The organism is Rhodococcus sp. KRD175, assembly GCF_017168275.1.
Classification (GTDB): domain Bacteria; phylum Actinomycetota; class Actinomycetes; order Mycobacteriales; family Mycobacteriaceae; genus Rhodococcoides; species Rhodococcoides fascians.
In genome coordinates this window covers 37796-51381 of sequence record NZ_JABFAQ010000062.1, presented here as the reverse complement: position 1 = coordinate 51381, position 13586 = coordinate 37796, and the positions used below count along the sequence as shown (strand labels likewise).

Here is a 13586-nt window from a genome sequence, read left to right as displayed (position 1 = left end):
CATCCGGGCATCCGATCTGGCCATGGATTACTCCATAGCCGGTCACAGTGCCCCGCAGCATCATCACAGCCCGTGTGTCACATGTCCGTGGACATCTCGTGTCTCATATGTCCCCAGACTGAACACGTAGTCTGGGTCGAGTTTCCACTCACGTGCGAAGCTCTTCTTCGACGGCCGGTCGGGCCGTGTCCCGTGCCATAGCCGATCAGCACATTTCCTGAGCCGGCGCGTTCTTCTTCGCGGTATCGCTCATGGGCCGCAGGGGTATCGGCGACGGCACCGCCGGTGATGCTGATCAAGGGTGCGCCGACGGCGAGTGAGGTGCCCTCGGCCGCATGCAGTTCGCCGACAACACCCTCGAAGGGGCAGGGCACCTCGACGGACGCTTTTGCCGTCTCTACTTCGACGACGACCTGATCGATGGTGACGGTATCGCCGGGCTTGACCTTCCACTCCACGATCTCGGCCTCGGTCAGTCCTTCACCGAGATCGGGGAGCAGGAATACCTGCATGCTCATACCGTGACCGCCTTGCTGAGGTCGGGGGCATCGTTCCACTGCAGTCGGTCCATGGCATCGAGCACACGGTCGGCGGACGGCAGGTGAAAGTGCTCGAGTTTCGGTGCAGGGTAGGGAATGTCGAGTCCGGTCACTCGGAGTACCGGAGCGTGCAGGTGATGGAAGCAACGCTCGGATACCCGCGAGGCGATCTCCGCGGCGACACCGGAGAAGCCCTGCGCTTCCTGAATCACGATGCAGCGTCCGGTCTTCCGTACCGAGGCTGCGACGGTTTCGTCGTCGAACGGATTGATCGACCGCAGATCGATCACCTCGACGCTCCGGCCGTCCTCGGCTGCGAACTCTGCGGCCTGCATGGCCACCGACACGGTGGGTCCGTAGGCGAGAAGCGTGACGTCGGTACCGGCACGACGCACGACGGCGGTGCCGATCGGCTCGGTCTTGGTCAGCTCGATGTCGTCCTTGGAGAAGTACAGCCGCTTCGGTTCGAGAAAGATCACCGGATCCGGATCGGCGATGGCATCACGCATCAGCGAGTACGCGTCGGCGACGGTGGACGGGGAGACGACTTTCAGGCCCGGGGTGTGCGCGTAGTAGGCCTCGGACGAGTCGCAGTGATGTTCGACGCCGCCGATACCTCCCGCGAACGGGATGCGGATGACCATCGGCGCGGTGAGTGATCCGCGAGTTCTGTTGCGCAGCTTGGCAACATGGGACACGATCTGCTCGAAAGCCGGGTAGGCAAAGGCGTCGAACTGCATCTCGACGACGGGCTTGTAGCCCGACATCGCCATGCCGATCGCGAATCCGACGATGCCGGACTCCGCGAGCGGGGTGTCGAAGCAACGATCGTCACCGAAGTCTCGGGTCAGTCCGTCGGTGACACGAAAGACGCCGCCGAGCGTGCCGACATCCTCGCCGAACACGACGACCTTCTCGTCCTCGGTCAACGCGTCGCGCAGGGCGGCGTTGAGGGCTCCGGCCATGGTCATCGTGGTCATGACAGTTCTCCTGCTGCGATCTCGGCGGCGACCTGATTTCGCTGTTCGATCAGGCCGGGGGTGGGGGAGGAGTAGACGAACCGGAACAGATCCTCGGGGTCGACGTCCTGCTCGACGTTCATGCCCGCGCGAAGTGCCGCGGCATCCGCGTCGGCGGATACCGTCATCTGCTCGCGCAGGTCGTCGGTGAGCAGACCCTGGGCTTCCAGGTAGGAATCGAGGCGCGAGAGCGGATCTCGGGCCAGCCACCCTTCGACCTCGTCTGCCTTGCGGTAGCGCGTGGCGTCGTCGGCATTGGTGTGGGCGTCCATGCGGTAGGTGTGCGCCTCGACGACCACTGGTCCCTTGCCTGCTCGGACGTACTTCACGGCCTCGTCCATCACGGCCATCATCGCGATCGGGTCGTTGCCGTCGACCTGCTCGCTGCCGATGCCGTAGCCGACACCCTTGTGCGACAACGAGGGTGCTGCACTTTGACGTGCCAGCGGAACGCTGATGGCGAATCCGTTGTTCTGGACCAGGAAGATCACCGGTGCGCGGAACACCGCGGCAAAGTTGAGGGCCTCGTGGAAGTCGCCTTCACTGGTCGCGCCGTCACCGCAGAACGCGAGGGCGATGGTGTCTCGTCCCTGCTTGGCCTCGGCGTAGGCGAAACCGGTCGCGTGCAGCAATTGTGTTGCCAGAGGCGTGCATTGGGGAGCGACCTTGTAGGCGGTGGGATCGTATCCGCAGTGCCAGTAGCCGGCGAGCATACCGAGCAACTCCACCTGGTCGACGCCTCGCGCCGCGAGAGCCATCGAGTCTCGGTACGTCGGAAACATCCAGTCCTGCTCACCCAGGCAGAGTGCCGCGGCGATCTGGCAGGCTTCCTGTCCACGCGAGGAGGGATAGACCGCGAGCCTGCCCTGTTTGGTCAATGCTGTTGCCTGCTGGTCGAATCGGCGGCCGTGGACCATCGAGCGGTACATCTCGAGCAGGCGCTCGTTCGACGGGTGTGCGTAGCGGGCGGCACTGTCCACGCCCGTTCCATCGGGTGCGAGGTACTGCACGGGACGGTCGGCAGGCATGAACTGTTGGTAGGACGTTGCCGGAACCTTCTCGACGGTCGTCATGGGGCATTCTCCTGAGATCGGCTTGTACGGTGATTCTGGCCGAATCGGTGAGGAAGAAGTCCTATGGTCGTAGGATTGCAGACATATTGCCGACATTTCAGGTACGAACTGACTATCTGTCGGATCGGCGTAGCGAACCACCAGGTAGGAGCGGACGAATGGACGACGTCTCGAGACGTGTGGAATTGGACGACACGGATCGTCGCATCCTCGCCGAGCTGACTGCCGACGGGCGGGTCTCGATGCGGGTGCTGGCCGATCGATTGAATCTCTCTCGGGCACATACCTATACACGGGTGGACAGGCTCAAGGATGCGGGTGTCATCGAACGGTTCACCGTGCAGGTGGATCACGGGGCGTCCGGGCTAGGGACCTCAGCGTTCATCGCGTTGTCGATCCGTCAGGATTCGTGGCGCAGTGTGTCCGAGGGGTTGCGGTCGATGGAATTCGTCGACCACTTCAGTTTGCTCGGAGGGGATTTCGACGTGCTGGTACTCATCAGGACTCCCGACAACGAGAGCCTGCGGCAAGTGGTGCTGGAGGGGCTGCAGTCGCTCGACGGCGTCCGGGCGACGCGCACGTGGTTGATCTTCGACGAGGACCGAGGTGGTCTGGGACGAACTGCGCCGCCCACCGAACGCTGACAGTGGGCGGCGTCGTTCGGGGTACGGGTCAGAAGTTGCCGCGAGCGTCCTGCTCACGTTCGATGGCCTCGAACAGTGCCTTGAAGTTGCCAATGCCGAAGCCGAGCGAGCCGTGGCGTTCGATCATCTCGAAGAACACCGTCGGGCGATCGACCAGCGGCTTGGTGAAGATCTGCAGTAGGTACCCGTCCTCGTCTCGGTCGACGAGAATTCCGCGCTTCTGCAACTCTTCGATCGGCACTCGGACGTTACCGATTCGGGCTCGCAGTGCGGGATCCTCGTAGTACGAATCAGGAGTGGCGAGAAATTCGACGCCCGCCGCGCGGAGCGCATCGACCGAAGACAGGATGTCGTTGGTCGCCAGCGCCAGATGCTGTGCGCCCGGGCCGCGGTAGAAATCCAGGTACTCGTCGATCTGTGAGCGCTTCTTCGCGATGGCCGGCTCGTTCAGCGGGAACTTCACTCGGTGGTTGCCGTTGGAGACGACCTTGCTCATCAAGGCCGAGTAATCGGTGGCGATGTCGGCCCCGACGAACTCGGCCATGTTCGTGAAGCCCATGACGCGGTGGTAGAAGTCGACCCACTCGTCCATCTTGCCGAGCTCGACATTGCCGACCACGTGATCGAGAGCCTGGAAGATGCGCTTGGGAGCGCCCTCCGGTCGCTGCAACGTCGACGTGCGTGGCACATAACCGGGGAGGTAGGTGCCGGTATAGCGGGCGCGGTCGACCAACGTGTGTCGGGTGTCGCCGTAGGTCGCGATGGCCGCGGTGCGGACCGTGCCGTGCTCGTCGGACATGTCGGTCGGCTCTTGTAGGACGCGCGCGCCCTGGGCTCGCGCATGCTCGATGCATCGGTCGACATCGGGTACGGCCAGCGCGATGTCGATGACGCCGTCACCGTGGCGCGTGTGGTGTGCCACCAGTTCGCTGTCGGGGTCGACGGCCCCCTTGATGACGAAACGCACTGCGCCGGACTTGAGCACGTAGGCGTGGTGGTCACGTTGGCCGGTGGTCGGGCCAGAGTACGCAACGAGCTCCATGCCGAACGCGGACTGGAAGAAGTGTGCGGACTGCGTCGCATTCCCGACGACCCACACGATCGCGTCCCAGCAACTGACCGGGAAGGGGTCGCGCTTGTCGTCGTACTCGACCAGACCAACGAGCTGCCGCAGCTGATCGGCGTCGAGATCGGCGAGCTTCTCGTCGTCGTTGAGGATGTTGTCGAGGCTCATGAAAGCTCCTGGTTGGTCCGAGTGAGGCACACTGTTCCGCCCAGCCCAACATCGCGGTGCAGGGGAGTCAATCGACGCCTGAATAGCTGTCCGTGCTGTGCAGATAGGGCAGGTTGTTCCGCACTTTGCTATACGATTCGTATAGCAAAGTGGAGGTGCGTCATGGAATCGACGTTGGACGAATTGGACCGGGCGATGCTCGCTGCGCTGCATGACAATTCGCGGATCGGCGTGCTCGAGCTGTCGCGAACGCTCGGTGTTGCACGTGCGACTGTGTCGGCCCGCCTGCAGCGATTGGAGGACAGCGGTGTCATCACCGGCTATCAGCCTCGAATCGGTTTGGCAGCAGCCGGTTACGGCGTGCAGGCGTTCGTCACATTGGAGATTGCCCAGGGTGCGCTCGGTGACGTCGTCGCCGTCCTGGAGCAGATACCCGGAGTGTTGGAGGCATTCGCGACAACCGGCGTCGGCGATGTGTTGTGCCGGGTCGCCGCGGCGTCTCATGATGATCTGCAGCGAACGTTGATCGCACTCAATCAATCTCGCACGATCGCGCGGTCGACCAGTGTTGTCGTACTCTCGGAATTGGTCGAGTTCCGGGCACTGCCACTGCTCAACAGCGCCGAGTCCGATCGAACCCCCAGAGCCCCCGCATACAGACGGACGCGCGAGTGATAGGCCTCAGGCCGGAACGATCCGGCCACGTACGTCACCGAAGCCGATGCGCGCACCGTTCGGCCCCGGAGCGCTGGCGGCGATGACGACCTCGTCGCCGTCTTCGAGGAACGTCCGGGTCTCCGCGCCGAGTGACACCGGTTCCTTTCCGCCCCAGGTGAGTTCGATGAATGCGCCGCGCTGATTCTTCTCGGGTCCCGAGATGGTGCCCGACGCGAACAGGTCACCGGTTCGGGATGTCGCGCCGTTGCTGGTCTCGTGAGCCAGCATCTGGGCCGGCGACCAATACATCGAACTGTACGGCGGACGGGATACGACGTGGCCGTTCCATGTGACGGACAGATCGATATCGAGTGCCCAGGAACGGGATTCGCGGAGGTGTTCGAGCGGCGCGGGCTCCTGCGCCGGTGTCGACACCCGCGCCTGATCCAACGCGAGCAAGGGGACCACCCAGGGCGAGATGGACGTCGCGAAACTCTTGCCGAGGTTCGGCCCCAGCGGCACGTACTCCCAGGCTTGGATGTCGCGAGCAGACCAGTCGTTGACGATGACGACACCGAACACGTGCTCGGAGAACTGATCCGGCGAGATGGGACCACCCGCCGGAACGCCGACGACGAAGCCCATCTCTGCCTCGATGTCCAGTCGCCGACTCGGACCGAACGTGGGCGACGGCTCGTCGGGTGCCTTGCGTTGACCGTTCGGACGCTTGACGTCGGTACCGGACACGACAACCGTCCCTGCCCGGCCGTGATACGCCACGGGCAGGTGCTTCCAATTCGGTAGCAGCGGTTCGGCATCGGGACGAAAGAGTCGGCCGAGATTGGACGCGTGGTGCTCGGACGCGTAGAAGTCCACGTAGTCCGCAACTTCGAACGGCAGGTGCATCGTGACGTCGGAAACCGAGACAATCGCTTCCGCGGGGGTCGTGCCACTGACGATCATGGCGGTGACGGACTCGCGGACCTCGACCCACCGACTGCGGCCGCGCGCCATGAAAGCATTGAGGCTGGGCGAGGCGAAATCCGAATCGTTCAGAGCGACAAACAGATCGATCACATTGTCGCCGTAGCGGACTCCGACCCGAGCGTCCGAACCAGGAGTACTGAAGATGCCGTAAGGAAGGTTGTCGATTCCGAACTCGGAGTCGGCGGGGATGTCGATGTGCGTCATGAACGGCGTGCTCCTTGGTTCACTGAGGTGGGACGAGTCCGAGGCGGACGAGGTCGTCCAGCGGTTCGCGGATGCTGCAGGTGCCGAACGATGCGAAGGCGCGTTGACCCTCGATCCCGGCGACGAGACCGGCGAGGACGTCGGCGTCCCGGATCGCCAGGATCTTCTGGAGCTCACCGACGCGTGCGCCGCTGTGTGCGGCCTGCGCGGCGAGGATCACGTTGAGGAAACCGTGTTGCTCGAAACCGTTGTGGGTATCGGTGTTACGGGCGGCATGGTGCAGACCCGCGGTGGCTTTGAAGTGGACCTCGCGTTGTGCCGCCTCGTAGATGAGCGCGGCAAGCTCTCGCTCGTCCGGGTACTCGTCGGCCGTGACGCCGCCGGTCCTGAATTTGGCGCGATACCCGAACTCGTCGACTGCGTCGAAGATGTCGTCTCGTCGGGAGTCTCGGGGGATTTCGACATAGATGTCGATGTCCTGAGTGATGTTGCGCAAGGCGTCGATGTTCGTGCCGTCGGGTACGGCCACTTCGACGGCAACGACCGTCACGCCGGCGGTCCGGTCGGCGGCGCGTAGGCCTGCCTCCACGCTGCCCGGACCGGCAGGTGCGGTCAACGCGACCTCCATCCGGGCGCCCAGGACGAGTTCGTGCACCCGGTCCATCGGAACGACCAACGGGCCGACGAGGTCTGCGAAAGAACTCGCCCGGTACTCGAGATGTTGTGCTGCAGCAACATCGAGTGGTGCATTGCCGGGAGGGAAGGCAGCGGCGTCGTCGCACAGGCGGTGGAAGAACTTCGGGATCATCGGTTCGGCCCCCGGCCTGCCCACGTCCACGCATACCCGGTGTCCTCGCACGCGAGCGCTCCTTCACCGAGTTCGAGGGGGCGGAAAGTATCGACCATGACGGCCAGTTCGTCGAAGAACTCGGCGCCGATACTGCGTTCGTATGCACCGGGTTGCGGACCGTGAGCATGACCGCCCGGATGCACCGAGATCGATCCCTGGCCGATTCCGGAACCCTTGCGGGCCTCGTAGTCGCCGCCGACGTAGAACATGATCTCGTCGGAGTCGACGTTGGAGTGGTAGTACGGCACCGGAATTGCGAGCGGGTGGTAGTCGACCTTGCGCGGAACGAAATTACAGATCACGAAGTTGGCCCCCTCGAATGCCTGATGCGCAGGCGGCGGTTGATGCACACGGCCGGTGATCGGTTCGTAGTCGGAGATGTTGAACGTGTACGGATACAGGCAGCCGTCCCACCCCACCACGTCGAACGGGTGTTGCGGGTAGACGTAGCGGGTTCCGACGATGCCCGTCGAACCACGGTGCTTGACAAGTACTTCGATGTCTTCGCCGTCGGCGAGTAGAGGCTCGGTGGGGCCGTGCAGATCGCGTTCGCAGTAGGGAGCGTTCTCGAGCAACTGGCCGTACTTCGACAGGAACCGCTTCGGTGGAGCGATGTGACTGTTGGCCTCGATGGCGTAGGCGCGCAGGGGGCCGTTGGGAATCCAACGGTGCGTCGTCGCACGCGGAATGAGCACGTAGTCACCCTGCTGCGCCTGGAGAGTACCGAACACCGTTTCGACGGTGGCAGAACCGGATTCGACGTAGACCATCTCGTCACCGATCGAATTGCGATACAGCGGTGAAGTTTTCGATGCGACGACGTAGGACAGTCTGACGTCGGCGTTGCCGAGAACGAGGCGTCGGCCGGTGATGACGTCGGTGTCCGCCACCGTGGATTCGGGAAACAGCTCGTGCAACTTCAGGTGCCGCGGCACGAGCGGATGGTTGGGCGTCGTCGATTGATCGGGCAGGTCCCAGACCGTGGCATCGATGATGGCCGACGGTATGTGGCGGTGGTACAGCAGAGACGAATCCGAGGAGAAGCCCTCTTCGCCCATCAGCTCCTCGTAGTAGAGGTTGCCGTCGGGAGTTCGGTGCTGGGTGTGCCGCTTCGGCGGTACCGATCCGAGCTGCCGGTAGTAGGCCACGTGCTCTCTCCTGAGTTCTGTCACCGCTTGTAGTAAAGACATTAACTACTTTGACGTGATCTACGCAACCTTCAGTTACGCCCCCGGACGTCGAACTGGCTGCGGTTGGTGATCAGTTTGGTCAACAGCATCACCAGGATTCGCTGTTCGGGTTCGGTGAGCGCGCTGGCCCATGCGTTCTCCCGTTCGTTCTGTTCGGCGAATGCCTCGACCATCTCGTCGTGCCCCAGCGCGGTCAGGGCGAGGCGCACCGAACGTCCGTCCTTCTCGTCGGGCGTGCTGGCGAGCAGGCCGCCGGAGATGAGTGTCTTGGACAGGTTCGACACGGCGGCGCGGCTCATGCCGGTCAGTTCGGCTGCTCGTCGCGGTTCGATCGGGCCGGCCAGCCACGTGACGAACATCAGCCGAAACGACGACCATGACCAGCCTCGCGGGCGATGAACCGTCGACTCGAGGTCGTACGTGACGATGTTCGACGCTCGGTTCAGTGTCAGCAGAACCTCGGTGGCCAGCTGATGCTCGAACCCGTACTCCCGGGCCAGTGTGTTGTTGGCAGTGTCGATGAACGACCAGAAATCGGGCTCGGGTGCGTCGGTCACGGATTCACTGTAGCCACGATCTCATCTGATCAACACCTTTACTACTCCCGCAGCGAGATTCGTGTCCCACCGAGGAGGGGCCATGATGGACCCATGAGCTCGAAGAACCTGTTCGGTGGCCCCCGCACCCTGCTGATCGTGGCAGCAGTGGTCATCGTGATCGCACTCGTCGCTGCCGCCGCGACCCTGATCGTCCGCGCCGTGCTCGGACCGCCCGAGGGGGAGAACAAGTTCGAGATCCAGGGCTACTCCGTCGTACAGGTCGATCCCCAGGTCAGCGACCTCGCGCTCGCCACACGCTAGCCGACTCTGCACCGACCTGCGGGTCGTGCGTCTGCTGAAAATTTCGCCCGCCGCGCGCGAATGTGCGTAGCGTCGCGGCGGGTACCTCGTGTTCGGGAACAGGCTCGCCGATCCACTCGCAGTCACGGACGAAGATCAGGTTCGACGCCACCGCGTCGGCGCTGTGATCTTCCCGCAGTGGGCCGAAAATTCGGCCGAGGAAGTACTCGCCGTGCTCGGTTCGCGTCCAGACGAAAGATCCGTCCGCGACCTGCTCGAAACGCTCGACCCGTCGTAGCGAGCGTTCGTCGTCGGCTGACATGCCGCAGAGTCCGTAGGTGAGGGCACGCTCGACGCCATTCGGCATCGGGGCGCGGTAGACATCCGGCATACAGCCGAGCCTAGGACCCGAGGGGTCTACATACCGCTTGGTCCGTTGCAGGATGTTCTCGAACAGCGGACGAATTCGACGAAATGGGGAGCATCGCGTTTTCGAGAAATAGAGTCCTTCGCCTCGTGGCGGCACCATTGGTGGCGGGAGCCCTGACGCTGGGGTCGGCGGGCATCGCGTCGGCCGCAACCACCACGGAGCTCAGGCCGGTACAGGCATTCGTCTTCTTGCAACACGGCGTCAGTTTCGGGTCGGGGCCGGTCGAGGCAACGGCGACGGTGATCGAGGCAGGGGAGGTCACGGTGACGACAGTGAGCAAGATTTCTGGTGCGGGTGACATGGGCTCGTCAGCGGTCGGCCTGCTGCCGGTTCCGGTGGCCGTGGTGTGGACGAACATCGACAACGGCCGATCCGGTTCGGCGGGTGGGATATCGACCGAGCCGATCACTCTCGCTACCGGTGCGGGCCGTGTCGATCTCACGATCACGACGGACACGCCCAACCTTCCCGGTGGTGGCCGCGTCGTCGTGGAGTAGCCGTGTCCTCGGCGTGGAGCACTGACGTGAGCGTCCACAATTCGCTCTCACAAACGGGAAAAGGTATTTCAGCACTAATAGTGGGCGCTGAGGTCACCCACAGTGTGGTTCGGTCCAGACCGGCTGGTCCGATGTTGTCGTGATTGGACTCGAGTGGTAAGTTGAAGGTTCAACTTGAGCACTCGAAGGACCGATCATGACATCTGTCGTCAACCCGCCGATCGCGGGCGCAGCGTTCGACGCATTTCTCGCCGATACCGCACCCGCGAGCCGATCCCAGCAGATGTGGACCCCGAACGACGGTCCGATGCCTGCCCTCTACATCAGCCACGGTGCACCCCCGGTGTTCGACGACGCGCTCTGGATGAACGAACTCTTCACCTGGTCGCAGTCGATGCCCAAGCCGAAGGCGATCCTGATCGTCAGCGCACACTGGGAAGAGGCCCCGTTGAGCCTGTCCGCGACGGCTGCGGCGACACCACTCGTCTACGACTTCGGTGGATTTGCCCAGCGTTACTACTCGATGGAATACCGGACTCCCGACGCTCAGGCACTGGCCGCACGGGTGGCCGCGGCCATTCCGGCGTCGGAGAACCTGCATCGGCACACCGCGCGCGGACTCGATCACGGTGCCTGGGTGCCGCTGAAGGTCATGTATCCCTACGCCGATGTCCCGGTTCTGCAATTGAGCCTTCCGACGCACGCCCCCGATCGGCTGATGGCGATAGGCGCTGCGCTGAAGGAACTTCGGGCCGAGGGTGTGTTGGTCATCGGTTCCGGGTTCATGACCCACGGACTGCCGTTCCTGTCCCGGGAGAATTTCGCAACCAATACCGTGCCGACGTGGTCCGAGGACTTCGACCTCTGGGCAGCCGACGCCTTGTCTCGCGGTGACGTCGGGACTCTCGCCGACTTCCGCAGTGCCGCACCGGGAATGCCGTACGCGCACCCCACCGTCGAACATTTCACGCCGTTGTTCGTCACCCTCGGTGCCGCCGAGAATCCGGAAGCTCCGGTGACGACGGCCATCACCGGCTTCCAGTTCGGTTTGGCGAAGCGGTCTTTCGCGGTCGCGTGACGAACGGGAACTACCCCGTGCACTTGGGCTCGATTCAGTTCTGAATCTTTTTCGGCTCGGGGATTGTTATCCACGCCACTTCGCTCTACAGTTCTGAGCACCATCTCGGACATCGGTGTCCAAGATTGTCGGATGCGCTGTACGAAATGTCGCCGGGCGCGCGTCCTGTGGACCCCGTTGTCCGGCGCGAAGGAGTACAGCCGTGTCTTCTGCCCGATCTTGGACGCTGCGGGTAGCGATCGGTGTGGCGACCGTAGCCGCCGCCGTTGCCGCTACGACCAGCCCCGCTTCCGCTGCACCCGATTCCAGCGGTCCGGCCGGTGTGGAGGTTCAGCCGCCTTTGCCGCCGCTCACGTGGCCGAAGATTCCCGAGTTCGACACCGACTTCTACCTTCCTCCCGCCGACGTGGTGGCAGCGGCCGCGCCGGGCCAGGTCATCGCCGCACGGCCCGTCGAGCTGGCTACTCTCAACGTCATTCCCACGCAGGTCGACGCGTGGCAGTTGTCGTTCCGGTCCAACAACGGGCGCGACGAGCCGATCGCCGCCGTGACCACGGTCATCAAGCCGCGGGGAGTGCCTGCGGCACCGCGTCCGTTGATCTCCATCCAGGTGGCCGAGGATTCTCTCGCGGCCTACTGCGCTCCGTCGTACGCGATGCGAGCGGGTGCCATCCCCTGGCCGGTGACCGGCGCGGTGACGTCGGGCGCTCAATTCCTCGAAGTGCAGGCAGCGTTGGCGCAAGGATGGGCGGTGTCGGTACCCGATCATCAGGGCCCGAACAATTCGTTCGCCGCCGGGCCGGTCGCCGGTCGGATCACACTCGACGGCATCCGAGCTGCCGAGAACTTCGCGCCGATGCAGTTGGCCGGGGAGGCCACCAAGGTGGGGATGAGCGGCTACTCCGGTGGCGCGATCGCCACCGGGCACGCAGCAGAACTGGCCGAAAACTACGCCCCTGAGCTCGATATCGTCGGAGTCACCGAGGGCGGCACCCCGGCCGAACTCGGGGCATTGGTCGACAACGCGAACAACACCCTGGGATCGGGCATCGTCGCCGCCGGCATCATCGGTGCCAGCCGCGAGAGTCCCGAGCTGGCCGCCTTCATCGACGAACACGTCGACCCGTTCGGTAGAACGTTGTTCGCGGCCAAGGACAACCTCTGTGTCGGCTACTCGTCGGCGCTGCTGCCGTTCGTCAACCTGAAAGGCTTGCTGCACACCGACGGCGACCCGATCCAGCAACCGGTGGTGAAGAAGGCCCTGTCTGCGATGCAGCTCGGCCGCACCACTCCGAACATGCCGCTCTACGTCTACCATTCCAACCCGGACTGGCTGGTGCCGATCGGGCCGGTCAACGCGATGGTCGAGTCGTACTGCAGCCGTCCGGGTGCCGACGTCACCTACACCCGCGATCATTTCAGTGAGCACATCAGCCTGGAGCTGATCGCTTTTCCGAGTGCGGTGTTGTGGATGCGCGACCGATTTGCCGGTGTTCCGGTGGAACCGGGTTGCCGGACGAACGATGTCGGCTCGATGGCGCTCGACACGCGTGCGCACCCGACGTTCGTCGCGGCCGTCGGCGAGATAATCGCCGGATTGTTCGGGAAGCCGATCGGGTCGTGATGGAACCCATCAGCGGGGCTGCGAACGGTGCGTCGCCTGTAGACTCCCTCGGTGACTGTCGCCGATGATCAGGGCCGCATCTACGCCGGACGATCCTCCGCTGTTCGGAAAGCCGATCGTCGAGCTCGGTTCTTGCACGCGGCTATCGAGGTCGTCGGGGGACGCGGATACGCCGCCACCTCGGTGGCGGACATCTGCGCCGCGGCCGGCCTCGCACGCAGTCAGTTCTACAGTGAGTTCGCCAACCGTGAGGCGCTGCTCGTGGACGTCTACGACCTGATCCAAGACGACGCGCTGGCCGCCGTCGTCGCCGCACTCGACGAGCAGGTCGACCGTGATCGTCGCTCTCTGGTCGTCGCAGCGATGACGGCCCTGGTCGGATCGATCGGAGGTGACCCACGTCGGGCGCGCATCTCCTATCTGGAGATGCTGGGTGTCAGCGATGCCGTCGAACAGCATCGGACGCGCCGACGTGCGCAGTGGGTGGAGTTCTTCGAGAACACCCTGCGCTCGGAAGTCGGTTCCGATTTCGTTCCCCCGGGTGGATACCGCTTGGCCGCAACGGCATTCCTCGGTGCGCTCACCGAGATCGTCTCCGACTGGTCCCGCACTGCTCCGCCTCGTCCACCCATCGAGCAGATCGTGGACACGATGGTTGCCGTCCTGGCAGCGTTCGTTCCGGACCTGAACTGAACTGCAGCCGGCCGCGCAATACAGTGGA

15 protein-coding genes and 1 pseudogene are annotated in these 13586 nt (G+C 63.8%); 7 read left to right on the top strand and 9 right to left on the bottom strand.

Annotated features, from left to right (window positions below; all coding sequences use genetic code 11):
• Positions 1–161 precede the first annotated feature (161 nt).
• The 3 genes and pseudogenes from J1M81_RS25530 to J1M81_RS25520 all read right to left on the bottom strand — a co-directional run.
• Positions 162–518 (bottom strand): annotated as a pseudogene (locus J1M81_RS25530) (biotin/lipoyl-containing protein); the annotation flags it as partial.
• A complete protein-coding gene (locus tag J1M81_RS25525) occupies positions 515–1519 on the bottom strand; it encodes an alpha-ketoacid dehydrogenase subunit beta (RefSeq protein ID WP_206499133.1) in 1005 nt (334 codons plus the stop codon). The pseudogene J1M81_RS25530 and the gene J1M81_RS25525, both read right to left, overlap by 4 nt.
• Positions 1516–2631, bottom strand: coding sequence for a thiamine pyrophosphate-dependent dehydrogenase E1 component subunit alpha (locus J1M81_RS25520; protein WP_094651622.1), 1116 nt, complete (start codon positions 2629–2631; stop codon positions 1516–1518). The genes J1M81_RS25525 and J1M81_RS25520 overlap by 4 nt, the downstream gene beginning before the upstream one ends.
• Positions 2632–2789: 158 nt before the next feature.
• Here J1M81_RS25520 and J1M81_RS25515 point away from each other — a divergent pair, with 158 nt between their 5' ends.
• Positions 2790–3275, top strand: a complete 486-nt coding sequence (locus J1M81_RS25515) for an Lrp/AsnC family transcriptional regulator (RefSeq protein WP_032368670.1) — start codon at positions 2790–2792, stop codon at positions 3273–3275.
• 28 nt (positions 3276–3303) lie between these two features.
• On the opposite strand, the gene hppD is transcribed toward J1M81_RS25515, so the two are convergent.
• Complete coding sequence (hppD, locus tag J1M81_RS25510) at positions 3304–4509, bottom strand: 4-hydroxyphenylpyruvate dioxygenase (protein ID WP_206499132.1); 1206 nt, start codon at positions 4507–4509, stop codon at positions 3304–3306.
• 162 nt (positions 4510–4671) lie between these two features.
• Here hppD and J1M81_RS25505 point away from each other — a divergent pair, with 162 nt between their 5' ends.
• The gene (locus tag J1M81_RS25505) at positions 4672–5184 is read left to right on the top strand and encodes an Lrp/AsnC family transcriptional regulator (protein ID WP_032367826.1); all 513 of its coding nucleotides are present in this window, start codon (positions 4672–4674) and stop codon (positions 5182–5184) included.
• Positions 5185–5190: 6 nt separating this feature from the next.
• Here the strand turns inward: J1M81_RS25505 and fahA are convergent, their stop codons facing one another.
• From fahA to J1M81_RS25485, 4 genes are all read right to left on the bottom strand, one after another.
• The gene (gene fahA / locus J1M81_RS25500; RefSeq protein WP_206499131.1) at positions 5191–6357 is read right to left on the bottom strand and encodes a fumarylacetoacetase; all 1167 of its coding nucleotides are present in this window, start codon (positions 6355–6357) and stop codon (positions 5191–5193) included.
• A 19-nt stretch (positions 6358–6376) separates the two neighbouring features.
• Positions 6377–7195: a hypothetical protein gene (locus tag J1M81_RS25495; RefSeq protein ID WP_308051318.1), complete on the bottom strand. Its 819-nt coding sequence runs from the start codon at positions 7193–7195 to the stop codon at positions 6377–6379.
• Positions 7162–8355, bottom strand: a complete 1194-nt coding sequence (locus J1M81_RS25490) for a homogentisate 1,2-dioxygenase (protein WP_206499130.1) — start codon at positions 8353–8355, stop codon at positions 7162–7164. The genes J1M81_RS25495 and J1M81_RS25490 overlap by 34 nt, the downstream gene beginning before the upstream one ends.
• A 71-nt stretch (positions 8356–8426) precedes the next feature.
• A complete protein-coding gene (locus J1M81_RS25485) occupies positions 8427–8954 on the bottom strand; it encodes a MarR family winged helix-turn-helix transcriptional regulator (RefSeq protein ID WP_032373313.1) in 528 nt (175 codons plus the stop codon).
• Between the two features lie 93 nt (positions 8955–9047).
• Between J1M81_RS25485 and J1M81_RS25480 the strand changes: the two genes are divergently transcribed.
• Positions 9048–9257: a hypothetical protein gene (locus tag J1M81_RS25480; RefSeq protein ID WP_032368666.1), complete on the top strand. Its 210-nt coding sequence runs from the start codon at positions 9048–9050 to the stop codon at positions 9255–9257.
• On the opposite strand, the gene J1M81_RS25475 is transcribed toward J1M81_RS25480, so the two are convergent.
• On the bottom strand, positions 9229–9627 hold the full coding sequence (locus tag J1M81_RS25475) for a hypothetical protein (RefSeq protein ID WP_032373314.1): 399 nt from the start codon (positions 9625–9627) through the stop codon (positions 9229–9231). The two genes, J1M81_RS25480 and J1M81_RS25475, sit on opposite strands and share 29 nt — an antisense overlap.
• A 125-nt stretch (positions 9628–9752) precedes the next feature.
• On the opposite strand from J1M81_RS25475, the gene J1M81_RS25470 reads away from it, so the two are divergent.
• From J1M81_RS25470 to J1M81_RS25455, 4 genes are all read left to right on the top strand, one after another.
• Positions 9753–10163 carry a hypothetical protein gene (locus J1M81_RS25470; protein ID WP_032368664.1) on the top strand — a complete coding sequence of 137 codons (411 nt, stop codon included), beginning with the start codon at positions 9753–9755 and terminating at the stop codon, positions 10161–10163.
• 196 nt (positions 10164–10359) lie between these two features.
• Positions 10360–11241, top strand: coding sequence for a dioxygenase (locus tag J1M81_RS25465; protein WP_032368663.1), 882 nt, complete (start codon positions 10360–10362; stop codon positions 11239–11241).
• A gap of 202 nt (positions 11242–11443) precedes the next feature.
• Complete coding sequence (locus J1M81_RS25460) at positions 11444–12865, top strand: lipase family protein (protein WP_032373315.1); 1422 nt, start codon at positions 11444–11446, stop codon at positions 12863–12865.
• Positions 12866–12916: 51 nt separating this feature from the next.
• Positions 12917–13558: a TetR/AcrR family transcriptional regulator gene (locus J1M81_RS25455; protein ID WP_032399335.1), complete on the top strand. Its 642-nt coding sequence runs from the start codon at positions 12917–12919 to the stop codon at positions 13556–13558.
• The last annotated feature ends 28 nt before the right edge of the window (positions 13559–13586 follow it).